The 24,212-nt window shown below is 61.1% G+C and carries 25 protein-coding genes; 10 read left to right on the forward strand and 15 right to left on the reverse strand.

Annotation, left to right across the window (positions count from 1 at the left end; all coding sequences use genetic code 11):
- The 3 genes from H567_RS23890 to H567_RS23895 form a co-directional block, all read left to right on the forward strand.
- Positions 1-298 (forward strand): hypothetical protein (locus tag H567_RS23890; RefSeq protein WP_035253821.1); only part of this gene is annotated, 298 nt, incomplete at its 5' end.
- A gap of 407 nt (positions 299-705) precedes the next feature.
- A complete protein-coding gene (locus tag H567_RS0108640; protein ID WP_028321095.1) occupies positions 706-2,169 on the forward strand; it encodes a 30S ribosomal protein S1 in 1,464 nt (487 codons plus the stop codon).
- Between the two features lie 79 nt (positions 2,170-2,248).
- A complete protein-coding gene (locus tag H567_RS23895) occupies positions 2,249-3,088 on the forward strand; it encodes a histidinol-phosphatase HisJ family protein (protein WP_051184642.1) in 840 nt (279 codons plus the stop codon).
- 226 nt (positions 3,089-3,314) lie between these two features.
- Here the strand turns inward: H567_RS23895 and glgC are convergent, their stop codons facing one another.
- From glgC to H567_RS23900, 12 genes are all read right to left on the reverse strand, one after another.
- Positions 3,315-4,601, reverse strand: a complete 1,287-nt coding sequence (gene glgC, locus H567_RS0108650) for a glucose-1-phosphate adenylyltransferase (protein ID WP_028321096.1) — start codon at positions 4,599-4,601, stop codon at positions 3,315-3,317.
- A gap of 219 nt (positions 4,602-4,820) precedes the next feature.
- Positions 4,821-6,254: a cardiolipin synthase gene (gene cls / locus H567_RS0108655; RefSeq protein WP_028321097.1), complete on the reverse strand. Its 1,434-nt coding sequence runs from the start codon at positions 6,252-6,254 to the stop codon at positions 4,821-4,823.
- A gap of 103 nt (positions 6,255-6,357) precedes the next feature.
- The gene (locus H567_RS0108660) at positions 6,358-7,242 is read right to left on the reverse strand and encodes a F0F1 ATP synthase subunit gamma (RefSeq protein WP_028321098.1); all 885 of its coding nucleotides are present in this window, start codon (positions 7,240-7,242) and stop codon (positions 6,358-6,360) included.
- Positions 7,217-8,764, reverse strand: coding sequence for an alternate F1F0 ATPase, F1 subunit alpha (locus tag H567_RS0108665; protein ID WP_028321099.1), 1,548 nt, complete (start codon positions 8,762-8,764; stop codon positions 7,217-7,219). Before H567_RS0108665 ends, H567_RS0108660 begins: the two co-directional genes overlap by 26 nt.
- The gene (gene atpF / locus H567_RS0108670) at positions 8,761-9,507 is read right to left on the reverse strand and encodes a F0F1 ATP synthase subunit B (RefSeq protein WP_028321100.1); all 747 of its coding nucleotides are present in this window, start codon (positions 9,505-9,507) and stop codon (positions 8,761-8,763) included. Before atpF ends, H567_RS0108665 begins: the two co-directional genes overlap by 4 nt.
- 3 nt (positions 9,508-9,510) lie before the next feature.
- Positions 9,511-9,789 (reverse strand): F0F1 ATP synthase subunit C, encoded by a 279-nt coding sequence (locus H567_RS0108675; RefSeq protein WP_028321101.1) that lies wholly within the window; start codon positions 9,787-9,789, stop codon positions 9,511-9,513.
- Between the two features lie 2 nt (positions 9,790-9,791).
- Positions 9,792-10,478, reverse strand: coding sequence for a F0F1 ATP synthase subunit A (locus H567_RS0108680; protein ID WP_028321102.1), 687 nt, complete (start codon positions 10,476-10,478; stop codon positions 9,792-9,794).
- Positions 10,462-10,767 carry an ATP synthase subunit I gene (locus H567_RS0108685; protein WP_028321103.1) on the reverse strand — a complete coding sequence of 102 codons (306 nt, stop codon included), beginning with the start codon at positions 10,765-10,767 and terminating at the stop codon, positions 10,462-10,464. The genes H567_RS0108680 and H567_RS0108685 overlap by 17 nt, the downstream gene beginning before the upstream one ends.
- Complete coding sequence (locus H567_RS0108690) at positions 10,754-11,080, reverse strand: AtpZ/AtpI family protein (RefSeq protein WP_028321104.1); 327 nt, start codon at positions 11,078-11,080, stop codon at positions 10,754-10,756. Before H567_RS0108690 ends, H567_RS0108685 begins: the two co-directional genes overlap by 14 nt.
- Positions 11,073-11,477, reverse strand: a complete 405-nt coding sequence (locus H567_RS0108695) for a F0F1 ATP synthase subunit epsilon (protein WP_244155445.1) — start codon at positions 11,475-11,477, stop codon at positions 11,073-11,075. Before H567_RS0108695 ends, H567_RS0108690 begins: the two co-directional genes overlap by 8 nt.
- A 32-nt stretch (positions 11,478-11,509) precedes the next feature.
- A complete protein-coding gene (gene atpD, locus H567_RS0108700) occupies positions 11,510-12,937 on the reverse strand; it encodes a F0F1 ATP synthase subunit beta (protein ID WP_035253861.1) in 1,428 nt (475 codons plus the stop codon).
- 376 nt (positions 12,938-13,313) lie between these two features.
- On the reverse strand, positions 13,314-13,589 hold the full coding sequence (locus H567_RS23900) for a LapA family protein (RefSeq protein ID WP_153306107.1): 276 nt from the start codon (positions 13,587-13,589) through the stop codon (positions 13,314-13,316).
- A 160-nt stretch (positions 13,590-13,749) separates the two neighbouring features.
- Between H567_RS23900 and H567_RS0108710 the strand changes: the two genes are divergently transcribed.
- The 4 genes from H567_RS0108710 to cdaA all read left to right on the forward strand — a co-directional run bounded on the left by H567_RS0108710 (position 13,750) and on the right by cdaA (position 19,441).
- Complete coding sequence (locus H567_RS0108710) at positions 13,750-14,991, forward strand: glycosyltransferase (RefSeq protein WP_028321107.1); 1,242 nt, start codon at positions 13,750-13,752, stop codon at positions 14,989-14,991.
- Positions 14,992-15,010: 19 nt separating this feature from the next.
- Positions 15,011-16,273, forward strand: coding sequence for a glycosyltransferase family protein (locus H567_RS0108715; protein WP_028321108.1), 1,263 nt, complete (start codon positions 15,011-15,013; stop codon positions 16,271-16,273).
- A 247-nt stretch (positions 16,274-16,520) separates the two neighbouring features.
- A complete protein-coding gene (glgA, locus tag H567_RS0108720) occupies positions 16,521-18,002 on the forward strand; it encodes a glycogen synthase GlgA (RefSeq protein WP_035253825.1) in 1,482 nt (493 codons plus the stop codon).
- 236 nt (positions 18,003-18,238) lie between these two features.
- On the forward strand, positions 18,239-19,441 hold the full coding sequence (gene cdaA, locus H567_RS0108725) for a diadenylate cyclase CdaA (protein WP_028321110.1): 1,203 nt from the start codon (positions 18,239-18,241) through the stop codon (positions 19,439-19,441).
- A 159-nt stretch (positions 19,442-19,600) separates the two neighbouring features.
- Here the strand turns inward: cdaA and H567_RS0108735 are convergent, their stop codons facing one another.
- Positions 19,601-20,500 (reverse strand): universal stress protein, encoded by a 900-nt coding sequence (locus H567_RS0108735; protein ID WP_028321111.1) that lies wholly within the window; start codon positions 20,498-20,500, stop codon positions 19,601-19,603.
- A gap of 226 nt (positions 20,501-20,726) precedes the next feature.
- Entirely contained in the window at positions 20,727-21,386 is a 660-nt protein-coding gene (locus H567_RS0108740) for a YiaD family glycine zipper/OmpA-like lipoprotein (RefSeq protein ID WP_028321112.1), read from the reverse strand.
- A gap of 953 nt (positions 21,387-22,339) precedes the next feature.
- Here H567_RS0108740 and H567_RS0108750 point away from each other — a divergent pair.
- The 3 genes from H567_RS0108750 to H567_RS0108760 all read left to right on the forward strand — a co-directional run bounded on the left by H567_RS0108750 (position 22,340) and on the right by H567_RS0108760 (position 23,580).
- Positions 22,340-22,798: a universal stress protein gene (locus tag H567_RS0108750; RefSeq protein WP_028321114.1), complete on the forward strand. Its 459-nt coding sequence runs from the start codon at positions 22,340-22,342 to the stop codon at positions 22,796-22,798.
- A 111-nt stretch (positions 22,799-22,909) separates the two neighbouring features.
- Positions 22,910-23,239 (forward strand): hypothetical protein, encoded by a 330-nt coding sequence (locus H567_RS0108755; RefSeq protein WP_028321115.1) that lies wholly within the window; start codon positions 22,910-22,912, stop codon positions 23,237-23,239.
- A gap of 89 nt (positions 23,240-23,328) precedes the next feature.
- A complete protein-coding gene (locus tag H567_RS0108760; protein ID WP_028321116.1) occupies positions 23,329-23,580 on the forward strand; it encodes an FmdB family zinc ribbon protein in 252 nt (83 codons plus the stop codon).
- 49 nt (positions 23,581-23,629) lie between these two features.
- On the opposite strand, the gene H567_RS0108765 is transcribed toward H567_RS0108760, so the two are convergent.
- Positions 23,630-24,211, reverse strand: a complete 582-nt coding sequence (locus H567_RS0108765; RefSeq protein WP_028321117.1) for an HD domain-containing protein — start codon at positions 24,209-24,211, stop codon at positions 23,630-23,632.
- Between the last annotated feature and the right edge of the window lies 1 nt (position 24,212).

The following is a 24,212-nucleotide window of genomic DNA, read 5'->3' on the forward strand; positions in this document are numbered from 1 at the left end:
CCCGGTTTCTTCACACCCTTCGGGTGCTCAGTCCCACCGCTTCGCGGCGGGTCCCGGTTTGGCCAATATCAAGAAAATCAAGCGTTTGCGCGGAGGAGACCTGCAGGTCGCCCCACAAGCAACCGTGCAGATCGACGCCGAGATTGGCCAAAAAGACCATTTCCGGATGGAAAGTATTCTAACCCAAGGCTGCACCCAGCACAAAGCTTTCCTGAACAGGCCTCGCAGAGCGTTCATCAGAAACTTCGATTTCAGGCCGAGGCTTCCCTCGCCTGCTCTTTTTTTCTGGATTTATTGACGGACTTCGGCATAATGAGATGTTTACGATGAAAGGATTCTCCCTGTGAACTGGGACCCCTGCAGCGAGGTCGGACTGGTTGCCCTGTTTCCACAAAGCCGCCGCGCCCGGGTCGAATGACATGGCGGTCCTTTTTCATCTCCATTCAGAAGAGACGCAACACAGAGGAGCGTTTTCGAACTCCCATTGAAGACGTCGACTCACGCCGCAAGCGGCAAACATCCGCGCTGCGGCTGCGGGGGAGATCCGCATCAAGCCTGTTGTATCAGGCCCCAGCGGCCGCCCCCGGAGAAAGGGACCAAGCCTGGACTCACGCACGCGCCTGATCGGGTGGTGCGAGACCCTCCTCTCTGGATGGAACGGCTTCAGTTGATCGACTGGATAAGAACCTTCAGGAGCAGAAAAAGATGACGACTGAGTTTGATGAAAGCATCGAGGGCATTGAAGAGGCAGAGGAGAGCTTTGCCGATCTTCTGGCCGCCTATGATACGGGAATGAATGAAGATCTGCAGGTCGGCGACCGGATTGAGGGGAAGATCATCGCCATCGGCGACGATGCGGTGTTCGTGGACACGGGGACGAAGATCGACGGCGTGGTGGAGCGCGCCGAACTGCTGGATGAGGAAGGCAACCTGCCTTGCAAAGTGGGCGACACCCTGACGCTCTATGCCGTATCGGTCAGCGCCAACGAAATCCGCCTTTCACGCGCCCTGTCCGGAGCGGGAGGGTTCGAGATCCTGCGGGAAGCCTTCGAGAACCGGCTGCCCGTCCTCGGGAAGATTCGCGGGACCTGCAAAGGCGGCTTCAACGTGGAGGTCATGAACCGCCGGGGCTTTTGTCCTATCAGCCAGATCGACATCCGGTACGTCGAACAACCCGAGCAGTATGTAGGCGAAAGTTACGAGTTTCTGATTACCCGTCTCGAAGAACGGAACATCGTCGTCTCCCGGCGCGACCTCCTGAACCGCGAACTGGAAAAGACTCGCGCTGAATTCATGGAGACCTTGTCGGTCGGCTCCGTCATCGAAGGTGAAGTGGTCAAACTGATGCCCTACGGCGCCTTTGTGCGGATCGCTCCGGGCGTCGAAGGGATGGCGCACATCTCGGAGCTGGGCTGGTCGCGCGTCGAGAGACCCGAAGATGTTCTGAGGGCGGGGGAGCGGGTCAAGGTCAAGGTGATCGGTGTTCAGCAGGCGGACAACCCTCGCCAGGCCAAGATCTCCCTCTCCATCAAACAGCTGAGCAGCGACCCCTGGGACACGGTCCAGGAGACCGTGCAGGACGGACAGCACCTCACCGGGCGGGTGGTCCGATGCGCGCCTTTCGGCGTCTTCGTGGAGATCGCGCCCGGGATCGAAGGCCTGGTTCATATCAGCGAGATGAGCTATACCCGGCGCGTGGCAAAGCCCGAAGACCTCGTCGCCCCAGGAGACCCGGTCAGCGTCGTGGTCAAACGGGTCGATCCGGAAAACCGGCGCATCTCCCTTAGCATGAAGGATGCCGAAGGCGATCCGTGGGCCCTGGTCGGCCAGAAATACCCCGTTGGAAAGACCGTAACCGGGACCATCGAAAAGAAAGGCCCTTTCGGTTTTTTCATCAACCTGGAACCCGGGATCACCGGCTTGATGCCGAAATCGAAGATGAAGGCCGCAGCGGATGAAGCGGCTTTGGACCGTCTGAAAGAGGGCGACCCGATTGAGGCAACGGTAAGCGAAATCAACCCTGCGGAGCGTAAAATCACGTTGCTGCCGCCGGCCAAGACCGTGCAGGAAGAAGACAGCTGGCAGAGCTTCAGCCAGAGCGGCAAGGGGCCGCTCGGCTCCCTCGGAGCCGAGCTCGAAAAGGTCCTGAGGCCCAAGAATCGCGCCTAGAAGGGAACTCAAGCGGCGCGGACGGGGCCGCTTGCGGCCTCCCGCGCCGGCCGGCCGTTCACCGGGGAGTAAACGGATCATGTCGACTTGCTGGGCACCGCTCGATCTGCCCGATTACCACATCCACACCCCGCTCTGCCACCATGCCGTCGGTGCGGTGGCGGAATATAAGGCCGCGGCCGCAGCGAAGGGGGTCCCGGAGATCTGTTTCACCGATCACGCGCCCACCGACACGGATTACGACCCGGCCCACCGCATGACGCTCCAGGAGTTTCCGCGCTACTGCAGCATGATCGAGGACATTCGGACCCCGGGGCCTCCGGAGGTCCTCTTCGGAGTCGAGGCGGATTACTATACGGGTTGCGGGACCTTTCTCGAGAACTGGCTGCCACGTCATGCCTTCGACCTGGTCATCGGTTCGGTCCACTTCATTGCCTCCTGGGGTTTTGACAACCCCGGCGAGCGCCACGTGTGGGATGCTGTGGACGTGACCGAAATCTGGAAACGGTACTTCGCGCTGATCTGCGAACTGGCGGACACACGCCTTTTCGACGTCGCGGGGCACCTCGACCTGCCGAAGAAGTTCGATTACCGGCCCCCCGGCGCGGCCCTCAAGGAGATGGCCGCACCGGCCCTCGACCGGATCGCGGAGGCCGGGATGGGGATCGAGCTGAACACGGCTGGGCTCCGCAAGCCCGTCGGAGAGATCTACCCCTCCCTGGAGCTGCTCACCTGGGCCGGCGAACGCGGCATTCCCATCTGCTTCGGGTCGGACGCGCACCAGCCGGAGGACGTGGGCGAAGGATTCCCGGAGGCCTTGAAGCTCGCCTATGCCGCGGGCTACACGGAGTATTTCCGGATCAGACAGCGCCGCAAAACGCTCCTCCCTCTGCCGCCGATTCCAGCCCCGCCCCCCTGATTTTTCCGGGGGGGGCAGCGCGGGCGCCTTATCTTCAAAGCACTTCCCCCGAGGACCGGCCTCGGAGAGGGTCCGCCCCACCCCGCCTAAAAACAGGAAGCCGCCCCAGGCCTTTCCCCTGTTCCACGGTCACAATCGGAAACATTTGCTGCGCTGCGCCACCCCCCAACCTCATCGGATAATCGGACATGCGGTTGCAGAGCTGAAGAACCCGCACACAGAAAGGTTACGCGGCGTCGTCTTTCCTGAAGTAGCCCTTGGGCACCACCACGATGCCGCGTGAGGTGACGGGGAAGCGCTGCCGATCCTCATCGGGACGGTAGCCGATCTCGGTATGGTCCGGGATGTTGTTGAGCTTGTCGACAATCGCCTTCTTGATCTTGCAATGGCGGCCGACCACCACATCGTCCAGGATCACGGATTCCTCGACCGACGCCCAACTGCGGACGACCACATTGTAGGAGAGAACGGAATCCCTCACGACCCCGCTCACGATGCAGCCCGGCGCGACGATGGAATTGAGGGCCTTGCCCACGCGCCGGTCGCTCGAACGCTCGTCCGCGAAGATGAACTTGGCCGGCGGCGCCGGGATCTGGAAGGTGTGGATCGGCCAGTTTCGACCATAGAGGTTGAAATAGGGATCCACTCCGGTCAGGTCCATGTTGGCGTTCCAGTAGGCGTCGAGCGTGCCGACATCCCGCCAGTAGGAGGAATCACGGGTGCGGGGCTCCCGCCGGAGCTGGCGCTCGCCGTTTTCAAGGGTCACATAGATGTAGTCTTCGATGGCGTTCTGGCTGCGGTAGGGATAGGCATAGATCCGGTGGCTCTCGACCAGGCTCGGGATGATCTCGCCGCCGAAGTCGTAGGCGTCGGTAGACTCGAGGATGTCGAGCAGGGTCTCGGCGCGAAAGAGGTAGATCCCCATGGAGGCCAATACGTGCTGGGGATCTCCGGGGATGGTCTGCGCATCCTGCTTGGGCTTTTCCTGAAATCCCGTGATCCGGTAATTCTCATCGACCACCGCCACACCGAACTGATGCGCGAGGGACTTGTCCACCTCGAGGAGCGAGATCGAGATGTCCGCGTCGTGCTCCTGGTGGTACCGCTGGAAGCGGGAGTAATCCATCTTGTAGATGTGATCCCCCGAGAGGATCAGGATGTGGCGTGGCTTGTAGCGCCGGATCAGATAGAGGTTTTGGCGGATGGAATCCGCCGTCCCCTGATACCATTCGGGCCCCGTGCGCTGCTGTGGAGGCACCACCTTGAGGAACTGGCCGATCTTCTGATTGAAGATGTTCCAACCCGCCTCCAGGTGCTCGTTCAGGGACTGGGACTTGTACTGGGGGAGCACCACGATCTTGTAGATCTGCGAATTGACGCAGTTGCTCAGGGTAAAATCGATCAGGCGGTAGATGCCTCCGAAGGGCACCGCCGGTTTGCAGCGGTCCAGGGTCAGCGGCATGAGCCGCTCGCCGCGCCCCCCCGCCATGATGAAGGCGATCGTATCTTTCATGGATCTATCTCCCGAGCCTGACAGTGATTCATGGAAGGGAAGTTCCGGGAGGCACGCCGTGTCGTCGCCCCGGAGCCTGTCATTCACCTTACGGTCGGAAGGCCCGCCGTGTCAAGCAGTGGCATCACGGCCTCCTGACCCTGAAGTACCGATCGGGAGGATTCCGCCCTCCAGGAACCTGTCGGGGACGGGCCCTTCGCGGAGGCGGCCGGCGGCGGGCTAGAGGTATGGGGAAAGCACCCATGCCAGGGCATCGCGCAGCCTGGCGGCCAAAGAGCGCCTTTCGAGATCGTCCAGGCCGAATTCCTTGGCCTTTGCGAGGCTTTCGGCCATGTGGGCAGCGATCGAGGCCGCGATCGACGGGCTGTAGATCTCCAGGGTCAACTCGAAATTGAGGCGCAGGCTTCTCGGGTCGATATTCGCCGAACCCACCTGGGCGTAGAAATCGTCCACGATGAGGAGCTTGCTGTGCACAAAGGGGGGCGGCTGGTAATAGACCCGCACCTGCCGGCGCAGAAGTTCCCAGAGCATGTTGCGCGTCGCCCAGTGCACGAAGGGGAGGTTGTTCCGGCCCGGCAGGATGATCCGCACATCCACTCCTTTGAGAGCGGCCGTCTGCAGTGCACCGATCAGATCCCTCGGAGGCAGAAAATAAGGCGTCATGATCCAGACCCGTTCCTGGGCCTCGGAAACCGCAGTCACCAAGATCATCCCGAGCTTGTCGAGATCCTCGTCGGGGCCGTCCAGGACCACCTGGCAAACCACATCCCCCGCCGCCCCCGGCAATTCCCCGCTACCCTTCAGCGTCTCTCCCGTACAGAAATGCCAGTCATGCAGGAAGGCCTGTTCGATCCGCGCGACCACCGGCCCTTCGACCCGGAAGTGGGCATCGACGATCCGCGTCCGTTTGCTCGTGTCCTGCGCGAGGTGCCGGTCGCCGATGTTCATGCCGCCCAAGAAAACGCTGCGCCCATCCACGACGAGGACCTTGCGGTGATTTCTGAGGTTGATGCTGAAACTGGGCGGGATGATCCGGGGGGGTAGAAAGCGGGCCATCCGCACCCCCGCCTTTCTTAGCAGGTTGCCGGCCCTCGGGAGGCTGTACCACTCCCCGAGCCCGTCCAGCAGCACCCGGACATCCACGCCCCGGCGGGATGCCTCTCCCAGCCTCTCGATAAAGGTCCGGCCCGTGCGGTTGGACTCGAAGATGTACGTCGAAAGAAAGACGGAATGCCGCGCCCCGTCGATGGCCGCCAGCATAGCCGGATAGGTCTCTTCCCCATTGTGAAAGATCCCGATGCGATTGCCTGCACTCGGGCGATGGCCCGTGAGCGCCTCCGACACCCGAATGACATCCCGCCAGCCCTGCGGGAGGGAGGCATCCTCGAAGGGCAGCGTCCCGTGGTGGGGCGTGTCGGAGGCCTCATCCGCCGCATCGGGACCATCGGGAAGAGAAAGCTTCTGTGCGCGCGTCCGCACGCGGTTGAAACCGAAGAGAAAATAGAGGATCGGTCCGAGCGGGGGAAAGGCCAGGCAGACCGTCGCCCAGCCGAGGGCCGCCCGGGGATCGCGTTTGTGGAGGAGCGCATGGCCGGCAGCCGCCAAGGCCAAAGCACCATCGAGGATCAGCAGCAACCAGTGAATCCATTCCAAAGGTCACCTTACCTCCCGGTAAAGCGGGGCACCGCAGCAGCGGCCGCCGTTCAAAACGCAAACCCGATCACCTTCCAACGTCCACTGGAATCGATGCCCCTGCTCAAACCGGCTGCTCATCCTCTCTCAAGGCCTCGAATCCGGAAATGATGTCGATGAGTTCATTGGTGATCTGTGCCTGCCGCTGCTCCCGGTAAAGCGCCTGAAGCTCATCCTCCATCTCGAGGATGTTCTTTTCGGCAGCCTGCATGGCCGTCAGGCGCCCGGCATTCTCCGCCGCCAGGGATTGGGCGAAGGCCCGGTAGATGGAAACGAAAAGATACTGGTGGAAGAGGCCCGTAAACATGTTTTCACGGGAAGCCCCCAGCATGGGGATCGACCGATTCGGCCATCTGCGCGCACGATAGGCCCGGGCCCATTCGGCATCGAGCGGCAGCAGCCGGTGAAAGGAAGGAACATAGGCGCCCGGCGCGAGCACGTTGTGGCTGACATGGAAAAAGGCGCCGCCCCGTTCGCGGCGCCGCTCGTCCAGGCGCTGGATGATCTCCTGCACCGTGTGGATGATCGCCGGGAGGCTGCCGGGCAGGCGAAAGGACGCCTCGTCTTTGCGGCCTGCATCCTCGAGGCCGCCGACGACCTTCTCCCCCGCCGACCAGCAGCTGACCTCGAACCCCGTGGATTCGAGGTGTTCGATCCGCTCGAGGGCATGGCGCACGATCACCTCGTTGAACTGACCGCACATCCCCTGGTCGGATCCCACCACCAGGCAGACGGCACGGCGGGCGCGGGAACCGGAAGGCAGGGCCGTGCCTCCGCGCAGAAAGATCTGCCATCCCATGTCCACGACATCCCGGAAGGCGTCCATGGTCTCCGCTGCGCGCTCGTATTGCCGGATGTTGACGGCAGCCAGGCTCTTCATGGTCTGGACAACCGCCAGGAGGTCCTGCGCCGTGATGATCTTCCTATTCAGGTTCTCGAGCGTCTGCATGCTCCCCCGTAAACGGCAGAAGGGTCTCCTCCATCATCTTCGGCAGGTCGGTCCAAAAGGCATCGTCCTTGGCCGAAGCGAGCACCCGCTCTTCGACATCCGGCATCCGTTCCGCGAGCCCGGCGAGAATGGCCTTTTCCGCAGCGGCAATCCGCTCCAGAGGCACAGCGTCCAGCAAGCCGCGAGCCACCGCGAAAAGGACCAGGATCTGCTCGCCGGCTGAGAGCGGCGAAAACTGCCCCTGTTTGAGGACCTCCCGCACCCGGCGGCCGTGTTCGAGCGCCTTGCGCGTCCCCGCCTCCAGGCGCGTCCCGAAGCGCGCAAAGGACTCGAGTTCCTGGAACTGGCTGTAGGAGAGGCGCAGGTCCCCCGCCACCCTTCGGTAGGCGTCGAACTGCGCCTTGCCGCCCACGCGCGAAACGGACTTGCCCACGTCCACCGCCGGCATCAGGCCCTTCTGGAAGAGGTCCGGCGACAGGTAGATCTGCCCGTCCGTGATGGAGATGAGATTGGTCGGAATGTAGGCGGAGATGTTCTGGGCCTCGGTCTCGATGATAGGAAGCGCCGTCAGGGAGCCGCCTCCTTTCTCCGGCCTGAGGTGCGTCGACCGCTCGAGGAGGCGGGAATGGATGTAGAAGATATCGCCCGGGAAGGCTTCCCGCCCCGGGGGGCGCCGCAGCAGCAGGGAGATCTGCCGGTAGGCCAGGGCGTGCCGGGTCAGGTCGTCGTAAACGATCAGGACGTCCCGCCCTGCCTCCATGAACGCCTCGGCAAGGGTCGTGGCCGCATAGGGGGCGATATACTGCAGCCCGGGCGGATCGTCCCCTTCGACCACCACGACAACGCTGTGTTCCATCGCATCCTGCCGCCCGAGGGCCTCGACCGCCTTCGCGATGCTGCTGCTCCGCTGCCCGATCGCACAGTAGACGCAGACCACATCCTTGTCGTGCTGGTTGATGATCGTGTCGAGGGCGATGGCGGTCTTGCCCGTCTGGCGGTCCCCGAGGATCAGCTCACGCTGGCCGCGGCCGATGGGGATCAGGGCATCTATGACCTTGAGCCCGGTCTCGAGTGGTCTTTCGACGGGAGCCCGATCCAGGATGCGCGGGGCTTCGCGCATCACCGGCCATCTCTCGGTCGAATGGACGGCCCCGCGGCCGTCCATCGGCTGTCCGAGGGGATTTACCACCCGCCCCAGGAACTCCGGCCCAACCGGAAAATCCAGGATGCGGCCGCTCCGCCTGACCTCCATGCCGGCCCCCAGGTCCTCGCTCGGACCGAACAGGACGACCCCGACCCGGTCAGGCAGGATGTCGAACACCATCCCTTCTATGCCGTCTTCGAACAGCAACAGTTCCTCGGCCTTGACCCCTCCGAGGCCCTCGACCCACACGATGCCCTCGCCCACAGACCTGATCAGACCCACCTCTTCGCTCTCCGGCTTCGGCCGGTAGCCGGCAAGCCCCTTTTCCACGGCGCGCGTCACATCGTCGAGCGCTGCGTCAAGATGCGTGTCTTTCATGATCTTTCCCGCGGGAGTTCGGCCAGAATCCGATGCTCCAACCCCTCGAGGTAGCGCTCGAGCGTCCAACTGATCTTGCGGTCCCCGCTGACCCATTCAATGCCGATCCCCATATCCTTATCCGTTGCCGTTTCGACCGCCGTCCCCGGCGGCAGCAGCGGCGCCACCCTTCGGCGGAGTCTTTCGGCCATTTCCCCGGTGATATCGAAACCCGATCGGATGTTCACCGGCTTCCCGTCTTCAACCAAAGGCAGGGACTCCTTCTCCGCCTCGAGCCTGCGGAGGAACACCTCCAGGACCTCCTCCTGCAGCCCCGCGTGCGCCAGATCCCGAAGGACCTTGTCCCCGACCGCCAGCACCTGCTCCGCGATGCGGGTCTTGAGCCGATCCAGAAAGGCCTCCCGCTGCTCGTCCAGATGGTCCAGCCAGGCCTGCTTCAGGTGCTCGACCTCCCGCCGCGCCTCGGCCAGGGTCCGTTCCCGCCAGTCCTGCACCTCCCTCTGGGCATCGGCCATGAGTTCGGCCCGCCGTTCAACGGCGCGGCGCTCCTCTTCGCGCGCCCGGGCCTCCCTCTCCCGCGCTTCTTCCCGCGCCTTTTCGGCGCCGGCCAGGTCCTCCGCAATCCGCGCCTCCCGTGCGTCCATGGACCGGATGATGGGTCCATACAGGAAGCGCCTGAGCAGGAGAACCAGGATCAGGAAGTTCACGATCTGGGCGATGATCGTAAACCAATCGAACAGCACGGCTTACCCCCCGGCCTTCTCGAGAAAAAAGCCCCAGAACGGGTTCGCGAAGATCAGGATCATGGCCACGACGAAGCAGTAGATGGCGGTCGATTCGACCATGGCCATGCCGACGAACAAGGTGCGGGTGATCGTGTTCGTTTCGTCAGGCTGCTGGGCGATGGAACTCAGCGCCTGGGCCAGCGCCCGGCCCTCTCCGAGAGCGGGGCCGACCGCTCCTATGCCCATGCAGATACCCGCTGAAACGATCGAGGCCACTGCCACCCAGCCCAAAATCTCCATGCTTACGTCTCCTCTCGTTGTGGATCCTCGTTTTCCATGGCCGCCGCGATATAGACCGCGGCCAGCACGCTGAAGATATAGGCCTGCACAAGGCCCGTCAAAAGACCCAGGAGCTGCATCAGAACCGGGAAGACCAGCGGGGCGATCGCGAGGAGGATCGCCCCGATCATGGTTCCGCTCATGACGTTGCCGAAAAGCCGCACCGCCAGCGCCAGCGTTCGGCTCAATTCACCGATGATGTTGAAAGGCAGCATGAAAAAGGTCGGGCGGAGGTAATTAGCGAGATAGCGGCCAAGGCCCACACGGGCGATGCCGTAGGCCGGCACTGCGACGAACACCAGCACGGCCAGGGCGGCCGTCGTGGAAAGGGACCCCGTCGGGGGTCTGAATCCCGGCACGACGCTCAGCACATTGCAGAGGGCGATGAAAAGAAACAGCGTCCCCACGAAGGGCAGGAACCCCCGCGGCTGGCGCGGGCTGATGTCATCGAGCTGCTGCCTGACGCCCGAGACCACGGTCTCCAGGAGGTTCTGCCAGCGGGGGATCCGGTCGCCGGTGCTCAGGCGCCGCGTCACCAGCCAGGAACCGAGGGTGAGCACCAGCATCACCAGCCAGGTGTAAAGCAGGGTGGCGTTCACCTCGAACCCCCCGATCCGCAGCATTACAACCAGATCAGGACTGATTTCCATGGCTCTTTTTTCCGATGGCGGTATAGACCCAGCGGCTGACCAGGAACCGCGCGATGAAAAACCCGACAAAGGTAACCAGAAAACCGATGAAACTGCGCCGCAGCACCAGCCAGAACGCCATCAGGGCGACGCTGACACGGATCACATAGCTCAGCCCGAGAAAGATCTTGGGGCTCGACCTCCGCGGCAGGCGGCGGAGGGTCCAATACAGGCCGCCGAAATAGAAGAAGCCGACCACCCAGCCCCACAGGAGCCAGACCGCTAAAGCAAAAAGATCAACGGAGCCCATCTTCCCGCTCTTCGTTGATGGCCTTGCGTTCGCGATTGACCCAGAACCAGGCGTTCAGACATCCGACGATCAGCCCGATCACCAGGAGCATCAAGGTCCACGAATAAGGTCCAGGCCACTTGAGATCGATCCAGATCCCCAGAAAAACGAAAACGACCGTCGGAACGGAGACCGACCAGCCCACGATGCCGAACATCCCCAGGCCGAACCACACCCCCTGCGGGCGGTGCTTCTCCGCCCTCAGCTTGCGCTTCTCCCGGAGTCCGACTTCATCCGGAAAGCGATTCGGCCCCTTTTCGATCGGATCAGACATTTTTCCCAAACGTTACAAACCTTCGCACGAAATCGGCCTCGAGCCGCGCCACGGCGGAGCGGGTCCTGCGCTCCCGATCGTCCACCACCGCGATCATCTCCTCGACCGACTGCTTCAACGCCCCCAATTCACCTTTGACCGCCATCCGGGCGGCGATCTGCACCTCGCGGCCCTGCTTCACCAGAATCCCTTCGTCGAGTGCCAGAAACGTCCTTCCGCCTTCGAACTCCTCGTAGGAAAAAATCCCGGGCACCAGAACCGCCGCCAGATCGAGATGGCGCGGCAGGATGCCGAAGGCCCCGTCGGGACCTTCGGCCGTGATCTTCCTCACGACCTTGTCGAGGAAAAGACCGCTCGGTTCGTGGATCCTCAGGCGCATGCCCTTGTCATCAGCCATGATTCAATTTTCACACTCCCGCACCCGCAGCTTCAGTCCTTGTTTCCATCCCTCTCCTGCACGCGCGCATCGGCCTCTTCGATCGCTCCGATCATGTAGAGGATGCTTTCGGGCTGATCAGCGAAGGCATCATCCAGGATCCGTTCGCACCCTTTGATCGTCTCTTCGATCTCGACCATCTTTCCGTCGAGGCCGGTAAACTGTTTGGTCGTGAAAAAAGGCTGCGTCAGGAACCGTTCGAGCCTCCTCGCCCGGGAGACGATACGCCGATCCTCGCGCGAGAGCTCCTCCAGGCCCAGCATGGCGATGATGTCCTTCAGCTCCTCATAGGTGGCGAGGGTCTTGCGGACCTCGCGGGCGACATGATAATGGCGCTCCCCTACAACCCGGGCCTGCAGCATGGTGGACCGGGACTGAAGCGGGTCGACAGCCGGGTAGAAGCCTTCGCTCGCCCGTTTACGGCTCAGGACGATGGAGGCCGAAAGATGCGCGAAGGTATGGACGGCCGACGGGTCGGTCAGGTCGTCCGCCGGCACATACACGGCCTGGATGGAAGTGATCGCCGCCTTGCGCGTACTCGCGATCCGCTCTTCGAGTTCGGCCAGTTCGGTCGCGAGCGTCGGTTGATAGCCCATGCGGGAGGGAAGCCGTCCCAGGAGACCCGAGAGCTCCGAGCCCGCCTGAATGAAACGGAAGATGTTGTCCACGAGCAGAAGAACGTCCTGATCGAGGTCGTCCCGGAAATATTCGGCCATTGTCAGCGCGGTGTGCCCCACGCGGAAACGGGCGCCCGGGGATTCGTTCATCTGCCCGAAGACCATCACCGTGTTCGGCAGCACACCGGCGGCCTTCATTTCCCGGTAGAGTTCTTCGCCTTCACGGCACCGCTCACCGATCCCGCAGAAGATGCTCATTCCGCGATGCTTGCCGACCATATTGTGGATGAGCTCCGTGATGACCACGGTCTTGCCCACGCCGGCGCCGCCGAAGAGGCCCGCCTTCCCGCCCCGCTCAAGGGGCGCCAGGAGGTCCAGGGCCTTGACACCGGTGAAAAAGACCTCGTCGCCGCTCACCCGCTCCGAGAGCGGGATGGGCCGCCGGTGGATCGATCTGCGCTCGAGGCCCCCGGGCATCTCGAAACTGTCCAGTGGATCCCCGAAGACATTGAGCATGTGCCCGAGGAGTTCTTTACCCACCGGTGTCTTCAAGGGCTCGCCGGAGGTCCGCGCCGGATCGCCGCGGCTCAAGCCGGCGGTCGGGTGAAAAGCGATCCCGCGCAGGGTATGGGCATCGAGGTGCGCCGATGCCTCGATCGAGATCTTCCCATCAAGCCCGGCCAGGATGAGGCTCCTGATCGGCGGCAGGGCGTCGGGGAAAAACACGTCCACCACGCTTCCCCGCACCGCGGCGATGGTGCCCTGTATCTCCTGCCCCTGCTGATCACGATCGGCTGCGGTCATGGCTCCATCCTTGACAGGATTTTCAAAAAACCCTTTTTCACAGGCTTCCGAAAAATGTCTGAGTGCGCGGAAAAACCACCAGATGAAAGGCCTGCAAAAACCGGCACAACGCCAATGGGCATCCATCCGGAAATGATTTCCCGGTAGAACCCAGTTTCCAATCCAGAAATGAGGATTTTTCTTCACACCCTTCGGGTGCTCAGTCCCACCGCTTCGCGGCGGGTCCCGGTTCGGCCAATATCAAGGGAATCAAGCGTTTGCGCGGAGGCGACCTTCAGGTCGCCTCACAAGCGAACGTGCAGATTGACGCCGAGATTGGCCAAAAAGACCATTTCTGGATGGAACCTAAGGGGCATACGACTGCACCGCCGGCCGCCTAGAGTCCGCTTTCGCTTCGGCCGGATCTTCTTTTTTGACGCCATGCCGCAGAGGCATATCCCAGGCCGAACCCAATCAGCAGCACCAGCGGCAGCAGCAGGATCTGAGACATGGAGATCTCCCAGAAATAAAGGCGCAAAGTGATCACCTGCGTGTTCTGGAACAGAAAGACAACAATGAGAACCACCAGAACGATGGCCGCAATCCACTTCGGTTTCATATGGTCTTTCCCCCGGCGTTCAGATCGATGCGCTTCTTGAAAACCCTTTTTCACCTTAAAACTTTCAGTCGGTTCTTGTAAAGAAGTTCCGGGCTACGAATCCCCACGGCTCGCCCGGAAAATGCGCCTCCGAGGCATCGCATTGAGATATGGGGACGATGTGCTATAATGATGTGATCTGTTTCCATGGATTACAATGAAAGGAGACCACCGCATGAGCTACAACACGGCCCTCAGGGCTTACACCGCCAAGCGCATCGAAGAGATCGGCTCGGCTGACATCCTTGTGGGGATCCCCTGCTTCAACAACGACAAAACAATCGGGCACGTCATCCAGATGGTCACCCATGGACTGGCGGCCCATTACCAGGACAAGCGCAGCGTCATTTTCATCGCCGACGGCGGTTCCACGGACGACAGCCGCGAGGCCGCGCGCGAGTTCGAGATCAAACCCTGGCAGGAAAAAATCGTCTCCATCTACCGCGGCCCGGGAGGCAAAGGCTCCGCTCTCAGATCGTTGTTCGAAGCCGCCTATCGGCTCAAGGTCAAGGCCTGTGCGATGGTGGATTCGGACCTGAGAAGCATCACCCCGGACTGGGTCAAATATCTCATCGATCCCGTCCTCGAAAAAGGCTATCAGTTCGTGGCCCCCGTCTATGTCCGGCACAAATGGGACGGAACCATCACCAACAACATCGTCTACAACCTGACACGGGCCCTGTACGGGAAACGCATCCGGCAGCCCATCGGCGGCGACTTCGCCCTGTCACGCGACGTGGCCAAATACTACATCGACCAGGACGTCTGGGACACGGATGTCGCCCGTTTCGGCATCGACATCTGGATGACCGTCAGCGCCGTGACACGCGGGTTTCGGATCTGCCAGTCGAACCTGGGGGTCAAGATCCATGACGCAAAGGACCCTGGACAACACCTTGGTCCGATGTTCCGCCAGGTCCTCTCCGCCCTCTTCTCGAGCATGGAGGCGAACGAGGCCTTCTGGAAGCAGATCAAGGGCAGCAAGCCCCTCGAGATCTTCGGCTTCCAGGAAAAATTCGAGCCGGAGCCGGTCACGGTGAATCTGGATGGATTGATCGAGCTTTTCAGGACGGGATACGCCCAGTTTTCCCCGCTCTGGAAGGATATCCTGAGCGAACCGTCCTTCGAAGAGATCTCCAAGGCCGCGAAGATGGACCCGAAGCATTTCCACCTGCCGACCGAGGCATGGGTCCGCATCCTCTACGAACTGGCCGCGACTTTCCACGCATGGACCATCAACCGAAGGAAACTGCTGGACCTCATGACCCCGCTCTATTTTGCGCGGGTGGCCTCCTTCGTCCTGGAAAGCTGGGACATGTCGTCGGACGAGGCCGAAGAACTGGTCGAGGAGCAGGCCGTCAAATTCGAGGAGCAGAAGGACTACCTGATCCATCTCTGGGACGAAAAGTCTGCTTGAGCAAAGGAGGGATAGAACCATGGCCGATTTTCATCAGGAAGGTATGATAACGACGCTGCATGGTCTTTACGAGGCCTTTGACCGTGAGGCCTATCTGTCCCGCATGGAAGAGAAACTCGAGGAGTTCGCTCGGCACGTGCGGATCAGCCTGCTGCTGCCTTCGCTCTATTCGGAGATCCAAAACCCGCCCGTCCTGGACAACATCATCAACGAAATCAGTCAGGTCCGCTACCTGCACCACATCGTGGTCGCCCTCGGCGGTGCGCCGGAAGAGCAGAGGTTCCAGGAGGCGCGTGAATACTTCGGGCGGTTGGCTGCACCCGGCCGCGAGGTCAAGGTGGTCTGGGTCGACGGACCGCGCATCCAGCAGATACTCCAGGAGATCGAGGCTCGGGCCATCCGGACTGGGGTGCAGGGAAAGGGGCAATCCGTGTGGATCGCCCTGGGATATCTCCTGGCAAAGGAGTCGTCGGACGTCATCGCCCTGCATGACTGCGATATCGTGACCTACAACCGCCTGCTCCTGGCGCGCCTGATCGAACCGATCGCCAACCTCAACACCGATTTCGAATTCTGCAAAGGGTATTACGCCCGCATCTCCCCCGCGGACCGTGTCATGAAAGGAAGAGTGACGCGCCTTTTCGTGACCCCGTTCGTGGACGCCATGGCACGCATCATGCGGGATCGCGGCTACATTCAGATGGAGCGGTTCTTCCGATATCACGGGACGTTCAACTACCCCCTGGCCGGTGAATTCTGCTTCACCAGCAACATCGCCCGGGGGATCAACATCGCCTACGATTGGGGCCTGGAGGTCGCCACCCTGTCCGAAGTTTACCACCGCCTCATCCTGCGCAAGGTGGCCCAGATCGATCTGGTGCCGAACTACGAGCATAAGCACCAGGACCTCTCGCCCGAAGACAAGTCCAAGGGGCTCCACCGCATGGTCGTCGACATCGCGAAATTCTATCTTACCTATATGCGCTCGCACGGCATCCCCCTCGACGACGCCTTCGTGGACATGATGCTTCACACCTATTACCAGCGGGCGCTCGATTTTATCAAGAGCTACGGGGACGACGCCCAGGTGAACGACCTGCATTTCGACCGCTATGAAGAAGAGCTGACGGCCCAATACTTCCGGGGCTTCCTCTGGACCGCGTGGGAGCAGAGCAAGGGGCCCTACGAGAGCAGCCTGATCCCGTCGTGGAACCGGGTGAGTTTCAGCGTCCCGGACATTTACCGCCGACTGGTGGAAGCCGTCGAGGCCGACAACCGCTGAAAAGGCGAGGCGGCAGGGCCCCTTCGAAAAACCAAGGCAGATTTGTTTCAGCCACGGTCGTAAACACACGATCATCAAGGCTGATATTTTCGGGTTTTGGACCTCGGGTCTGAGGAAGCGATGCCCATCTCGCCGGTTTCCGCTTCTTCCCGGACCGCGCCGACGCGGCGGCCCCGACTGACCGGCCTTCCAAAACAAAGCGATTTCCGGAAAAACACGCATGGGAAAAGAGAAGGAGCTATCCGCCATGCCGGAAAACAGGTTGAAAGTCCTTTATCTGACTCCGGAGGCTGTGCCCTTTGCGAAAACGGGCGGGCTGGCCGATGTCGCCGGGGCGCTTCCCGAGGCCCTCCACGACAGGGGAATCGACGTCAGGCTGATGCTTCCCTGCTACCGGGCGGTGCTGGAACAGCAGCGCGGCCTTGAACGGGTCGCGCCTCCGTTCCGGATCGAGGTCGGAGACGTCTCCCTGGAGGCCCGGGTCTTCGGCGGGAACACCCCACAGGGCGTGCCGGTCTATTTCGTCGAGCGGGAGGACCTCTTCGACCGGCCGAACCTTTACGGCAACGACCAGGGAGACTATTACGACAATTGCGAACGCTTCACCTTCTTCGCCTACGCCTCCCTGCAGGCCCTCCACGACCTGTCTTTCCAGCCGGATATCATCCATTGCCACGACTGGCAGACAGGACTCGTGCCGGCGTTGCTGCACCGTCCTTACAGAACAGCGGATTTTTTCAGCCGGACCAAGACCGTCTTCACGATCCACAACATCGGCTACCAGGGGCTTTTTCCCCCGGCGAAACTTCATGTCACCGGGCTGCCTGGGGGCTGGTTCTACCACCCCGAAGGTCTCGAGTATTGGGGAAATCTGAGCTTTCTCAAATCCGGCATCGTCTATGCCGATGCCCTGACGACGGTAAGTCCTACCTACGCCGGCGAAATCCAGACGGCGGAATACGGCCGCGGCATGGAGGGAATCCTCTCCCGCCGGCGGGATGCCCTTTACGGCATCCTCAACGGCGTCGATTACCGGGTCTGGGATCCCGCAACAGACACCCATCTCCCGGCTCGCTACGACATCACAGAGCGCTCCGGCAAGGCCGTCTGCAAGGCCGCCCTGATCGAGGAGGCCGGGCTCGACCGGGGCTTGCTCCGCCAGCCGCTCCTCGCCATGATCTCCAGACTGGACAACCAGAAAGGGCTCGATCTGCTCCTCGTCGTCCTGGACCGTCTGCTCGAGAGGGATACGGGTCTCATCATCCTCGGATCGGGCGATCCTCGCATTCAGTCTGGCCTGGAGGAAGCGGTCACACGCTTCCCCGGACGAATGGCCCTTCGGACGGGGTTCGACGACCCCCTCGCGCACCGCATCATGGCCGGGGCCGATCTCTTTTTGATCCCTTCGAGATACGAGCCCTGCGGCCTCACCCAAATGTATGCCCTCAAGTACGGAACGGTTCCCGTCGTCCGCGCCACGGGGGGTCTCCAGGACACGATTGCACCGTTCGAACGGGATACGGGGCGGGGAAACGGTTTTACCTTTTCCGCATACGCGCCGGAGGCCTTCTTCGATGCGATTCTCCAGGCCCTTTCCCTCTTCAGCGAACCCGGCCATTGGGCACGCCTCCAATCGAACGGCATGGCCGCCGATTTCTCCTGGGCGCGTTCGGCCGGGCTCTACCTTGAGCTGTACGAAGGACTCCTCGGAAAATCGAGTGGCGGATGAGAGGCGCTTCTTGATGTCTGTGGGACCTGAAGGATCTTAGTTGTGCGCCATTCTTACTTGGGGTAAAATAAATCATTGTGTCCGGGCATGTCTTTTGCCTCGAGCCTCCGGCTGGCTTGCAGACTGGAGGCTCTCAGCGAGCCGTCCGCTCTTTTTCCCGATCCCGGCCCCACTGCTCCAATGCGGCCTTGAGACACTAAAAGAACCGGTCAAATGCCATCAGCCGAGGAATCCCGATGCAGTTCTTCTCCATCATCACGAATCTGCGTATTCAGGATGTGCTGGACATCCTGTTCCTTACCGCCGTAACCTATTACCTTTACAGATGGTTCCGCTCCACCAAGGCCTTCAAGGCTCTCGTGGGCCTCATGGTCCTCGGAGTCGTCTATCTCGTCGCCCGCTCGTGGGGCCTTTTCCTGACGACCTGGTCATTCCAGATCCTGTGGCAGGTGTTTATCGTCCTCCTGATCATCCTCTTTCAATCGGAGATCCGGCAGGTGCTCGAACGGGTCAACCCGCTCGAGGCCATCGGTCTCAGACGCCTTTCGGCCCCCGAGAACTGGATAGCCGCCTTCGTGAAGGCGGTCTTCGCCATGTCGGCCAGGAAGATCGGGGCCCTGATCATCATCGAACGGGTGGACGCCGTCGCCGAGTGGATCACCGCGGGCCAGCCGCTGGACGCCGAACCGACACCCGAATTGATCCTCAGCATCTTCCAGAAGGAGTCCCCGCTCCATGACGGCGCCGTCTTGATCAAGGACGGCCGGTTGAACCGGGTCGCCTGTTACCTTCCCCTGAGTCCGGATGAAGGGCTCCCCAAGGAATGGGGCACCCGCCACAGGGCTGCGCTCGGTTTGTCGGAGCGCTGCGACGCCTGGGTGATCGTGGTATCGGAGGAAAGGGGCCATGTCTCGCTGGCCCAGGGCGGGAAGATGATCCGCGTGGAGGATGAAAAGCAGTTGGCCCAGTGGGTCATCAAGGCCCTCCGGCCGCCTTCCACGGCAGACAGGAGCTGGCCGGAGCGGTTGCAGAATCTGGTGATCAACCGCTGGCAAACCAAACTCGGGACCCTGCTGGTCGTCTCATGCCTGTGGCTTCTGCTTGCAGGGCAACAGGATTTCGAGGTGTCCTTGAGCGTCCCCATCGATCTGAAAAGCCTGCCCGCCACCGTCGAGATCGTCGAGCCGGTCAACCCCGAAATCGGAATCACGGTCCGTGGTCTGCGCAAGGATGCGAGCGTGCTGAACAAAAGCAACGTAAAGGCCGAGTTGGACCTCTCCCTGGCCCGCCCAGGAAAGCGCGCTTTTCTGATCACCCGAGACCGGGTCTATCTGCCCAACGACAGGGTCCAGGTGGTGCGCATCGAACCTTCGCGGATCGATTTCACCTTCAGGGCCGCTCCAGCGCCCCAGCCGGATGAGATCAGACCGGCCTCTTGAGCTGGGAACCGGCTCCCTCAGGAGACCCTGCGCCGTTCGCAGGTCTTCTCGTGCCGCCAAAGCAGCAGGTCTGCAAAAGCAAAGAGGATGCCAGGAAGCGCCTCAAAAAACACTGCTTGCATCGCTTCCCGCATCCTCTTGTTTTCTATGTGCTCAAACTCAGGGGACGATCCAGACCGCCAACCCTTTAGCAAGATAAACGATCTTGTTGCTCACCCGCCCCATGAAAAATTCCTGCACCTTGGAAAGCCCCCTCCGGCCCGCAACGATCGTTCCATAGCCCTCGCTTCTGGCCGTTGCTACAACCGTCTCCGCCCGGCTCTTGGCGCCGCTGATGATCTTGGAGCCGATCTGTTCGGGCTTGAAGCCCCTCAGGATCAGGCTCTCTTTGGCATTCTTGAAAACCTCCGCCATCTCACCCGAGACCTCGGTTACATAGTCAGCCTCGGTGGCACGAATGACATGCATCATATCGATCGTGCACGGGCTCCCGGCAAACAGGTCCGCCACCGAGTCCAGGGCCCGCCGGCTGTTTTCGGAACTGTCCATGGCCACGAGAACCTTGTCCGGCGTGGCCTTTTTGCCCACCAGCGCGAGGGGAAGAAACGACAGGCGCTCGAGCAGCTTCGTCGCGACACTGCCGAGCACGATGTGCTTGAGAAACCCGGCGCCCCGCCTTCCGACCGCCACAGCGCTGTAACCCCCTTCGGCCTCCTTGATCAAGTCACGGGCCAGCCCCTCCTGGCGATCCCTGATCTTGACCACGATGTCCTCGTCCGCGAGGCCCATGGCCAGAAGCATTTTGCGGGCCTTTTCCATGAAATTTTCGGCCTCTTTCCGCCGCTGCAGTTCCCAGGCCTTGATCTCGGAGACGCGTTTGGCCACATGGGACTGTCTCTGTAAATCCCAATACGCATCGGGCACCGCGCTGAACACGTTGTAGAGCACGATCTGCATGTGCTGAAAAGGCGCTATCCTGCCCATATATCTGACCGTCTGGGACGCACGATCAGAGCCGTCCACCCCCACCAGTACCTTCTTGCGAGCCTCTTCTACCATCTTTGCATCGTCCTTTCAGATCCCTCAATTGCGCCCCGTTCCAAAAAACGACCATCCCCCCGGCAGACCCCACTCAACCCTCGGGGGTCATTCCCTCGGAACAATCCAGCGGATACCCCTGCAGATGAAAACCCCGGGGGAAGAAGCTCCACGGCAGCCGCGCGCGCAAGCCCCGTCCCGCAGAACGCAGCCTGGGCCCACGCGGCGCAGATTCAGCAATGCTTCATCACGAAGCGGCTTCCGGCCGCGGCTTGATTTCAACCTCTACACGCCGGTTCTGCTCCCTCCCTGAAGCGGTGTCGTTCGAAGCGACCGGCATCGTTTCACCGAAACCGATGGCGGTGATCCTGCCCGCACCGACCCCTTTGGTGATCAGGTAATTTCGGACAGCCGTTGCGCGGCGCTCCGAAAGGTCCTGATTGTACTTCTCGGACCCCGTACTGTCCGTGTGGCCGGCAACGATGATATCACTGTCCGGATACCGGACCATCACGTCCGCCATTTGAACGAGCGTCGACTGGGACGCCGGCTTGAGCGCCGTCGAGTTTACATCGAAGAGGATGGCATTCGACATGGTGACGACCAAGCGGTCCTCCTTCTGCTCGACCGTTGTGTTCGGGATCTGCTCCAATTCCTTCTTCTGCTGATCCATCTTGTAGCCGATGGCTCCGCCTACCGCAGCCCCCGCAGCGGCGCCGATGGCCGCCCCGGCCCCTTTATGTCCGGACTGGTGGCCGATGATCGCGCCGGCCAGCGCGCCCGTAGCGGCGCCGATAGCAACCCCTTTTCCCGTGTCCGTCTTCATAGCCTCCTGCGTCTGGGCACATCCACCGACAAAAAAGGCACAGCCGCACAGTACCAATAAAACCGCATTCCATCGCTTCATCACAAATCCTCCTTCTCTATTTCTTTATCACGTCGGGAACCAAACAGAAGAAAAAGCCAACTTCCGATCTAAACAGGGCTCATCCAGAAAGGATCCCCCGGCACCACCCGGTTGCCAGTCCGGAAATGAGGAGTTTTTCTTCACACGCTTCGCGTGCTCAGTCCCACCCCTTCAGGGCGGGTCCCGGTTTCTTCACACGCTGCGGGTGCCCCCTCCCACCCTTTCACGGCAAAGCGCCGTCTTGCGAAGGTTTTGCATCGACAGGACCGAAAAAACGCCTCTGCAGTCTGAACGGCGCCCGTCAAAACCGGCACCTCTTCATCCGGTAATCCCAGTGTAATGCCTTTTCGAAGGCAAAATCAAGCGCACCTTCACATCTAGAGGCAAAAAACAGTCCTCGGGCACACCTATCCCTGATCGATGCCGGCACCTGGAAAACCGGCAATCCAAGGATGGCTCTCCTTCCCGTTCGAAATCAAAACTTGGAGAAATGATCTTTTCCTGGGGCCTGTCCACGCCAGAACCCTCGATCATCGAGGCCGGCAGGGGCTTCTCCTTGACAACAGACTGAAAAACATCAATAGTTTTCTAACGGTGTCGCGTCATCAGCGAAAGCGGCGCCTGCCGGCCGATAGGGAGGGTATCCTACGCCCGCGGATGGGATTTGCACCGGTCGCTGATGACAGGATGCCCGGTTTTCCACTGAAGCCCGTCAGACAGGAGGAACGCTTGCGAGAAGTTGGGGAGGCTGCCGGAACCGAAGCGCTTAAGGGATAACCGTTGACCGCTTCCGTTCGACGAAGAGGAAAACCCCACCCCTGAAGGCGATGGCAGGGTCGCGTCGGAGCGGAAAGGGGTGAGACATCGCTCGCGGTGTCTCGCTGGCCGTCATGAAAGCATTGGCTTCACGCTTTTCCGGAATGAAATTCCAACCCGAGAGGAGGTTTCGTCCCATGATCGAGTTCAAGAAAATTCTCGTCCCGTATGACTTCACCGAAAACGCCGCCAAGGTCATCCCTCACGCTATATCTTTGTCACAGAAATACGATGCCACCATCTGTTTCATGCACGTCGTGGAAGATCTCGCCCGCTGGGGCATCGGGGCTTACGTCCCGCATCTGCCCCTGGATTCGTTCAAGAAAGAGGCCCTGGAAGGGGCGCGCCAGGCGATGGACACATTCTGCGCCGAAGAGCTTGGAAGCTGCGCCAGCGTCCGTAAGATCCTGAGTGCAGGTGATCCGGTGGAAGAAATCCTCAAAACCATCGAACAGGAAGCGATCGATCTGGTCATTATGGCGACACATGGAAGGAAGGGGCTCGAACATACCATCTTCGGCAGCGTCGCCGAGAATGTTTTGAGGAGATCGAGCGCTCCCGTGCTGACCATCAACCCGCACACGGTCAAAAAATGAAGTGCCCATGAAGAAATATCCTTCGACACAGGTAGGCGTTTTGCAGTATGTAGATCACGCTGGCGAATTTGGGATGGACTGCTGATCGAACCTTATTTTGGAGGCGCCGCCATGATTCGGAAAATCACCCGCCGGGCCGTCTGCTTTCTGGCTCTGGCCTTTTCCCTGGTTGTGCACACCGCTCCACCTGCTCAGGCGGAAGACATCACCATTTTGATGGCAACCGTCACCTATGACGGACACGTCGTGACGTCCGAAGGTCAAAAGCTGTTTCTGACCCCGAGTGAAGCTGCAGTGCAGCTGGGTCAATATCAAGGGAAGCAAGTCATCGTGACCGGAATGACCGGTGAATGCGATGGCAGGGGGATATTTTCCGTGACGTCTTTTCAGCCGGTCCCCGAAAAGGCGGACGGAGCCGATGCAGAAAAATCGGATGATTAGAAGTCCGGGAGGGCGGTCTTCAGCTTTCGCTCCGTCCGGTGCATTTTAAATAAAGATACAGGGGATGATCCCTACCATGGAGGATGTTTATGCCCCTTTATGATTTCCGCTGCAACGACTGCGGGACGGACTTCGAGGCCCTGATGCCTGCCGCAGCTGAAAACACGCCTGACTGCCTGTCCTGTGGGAGTTCGAACGTGGAGAAGCGGCTGTCCGTGCCGGCTTCCTACTCTGGAAAGACGCGGAACAGGCTGCCCGGAACGGGCGATACGACCTGCTGCGGCGGCAGCCCAGGCCATCGCGGTTGCGCCGGCCCAGGAAGCTGCTGCGGAAAGGCCTGAGCCGGTCGACCGATAAGAGACGACAAGGAAATTTCCCTGCGGCAACGTCTCACGCCGACCCGGACGCCCGGCGCCTCGACAGTTCCTGCAGGGCAATCGATCGGCCGGTTGGCGTCAGAAACCACTCATCGACCATCCTCTCGAGCCGGGAGCATATCGCCTCCCGGGAAAAATCGAAGCGGGCTTGGTTGACGGAGACCCCGTCCTCCGAATAGCGCCAGAGTTTGTCCGCGTCTTTTACGATGGTGTCGTTCAGGGTCCGGCCTTTGGGCCGCGAGTCGTGTCCTTCGATGATAGCTGCAATCTCCTCCGTTTTTTCGGAGGGATAGCCCACAGCCTGGAGGATCGCCGTCGCGATCTCCGCCCCCGCTTCCTCATGGATGCGGTTGACCTCAGGCATCGTCGCCCTGGGGCCGAAGGCCTGCAGGTGCAGCGTCTCAGGCACCCTGCTCCAACCGACGTCATGCAAGATCACCGCCGGGATGACAATATCCTCATTCCCGCCCTCGGCCTGAAGGAGCGCCTTGGCAAAGGCGACCGCGATGCGGGTGTGCGATTCGTTATTCCGGGTCTGCAGATAAGGCCGGGCCATCTTCCAGATCTTTTCAAAAACCGGCTGCAAATTTTCCATA

Origin of the sequence: Desulfatiglans anilini DSM 4660 (genome assembly GCF_000422285.1) — a bacterium.
In the GTDB taxonomy this organism is placed as follows: domain Bacteria; phylum Desulfobacterota; class DSM-4660; order Desulfatiglandales; family Desulfatiglandaceae; genus Desulfatiglans; species Desulfatiglans anilini.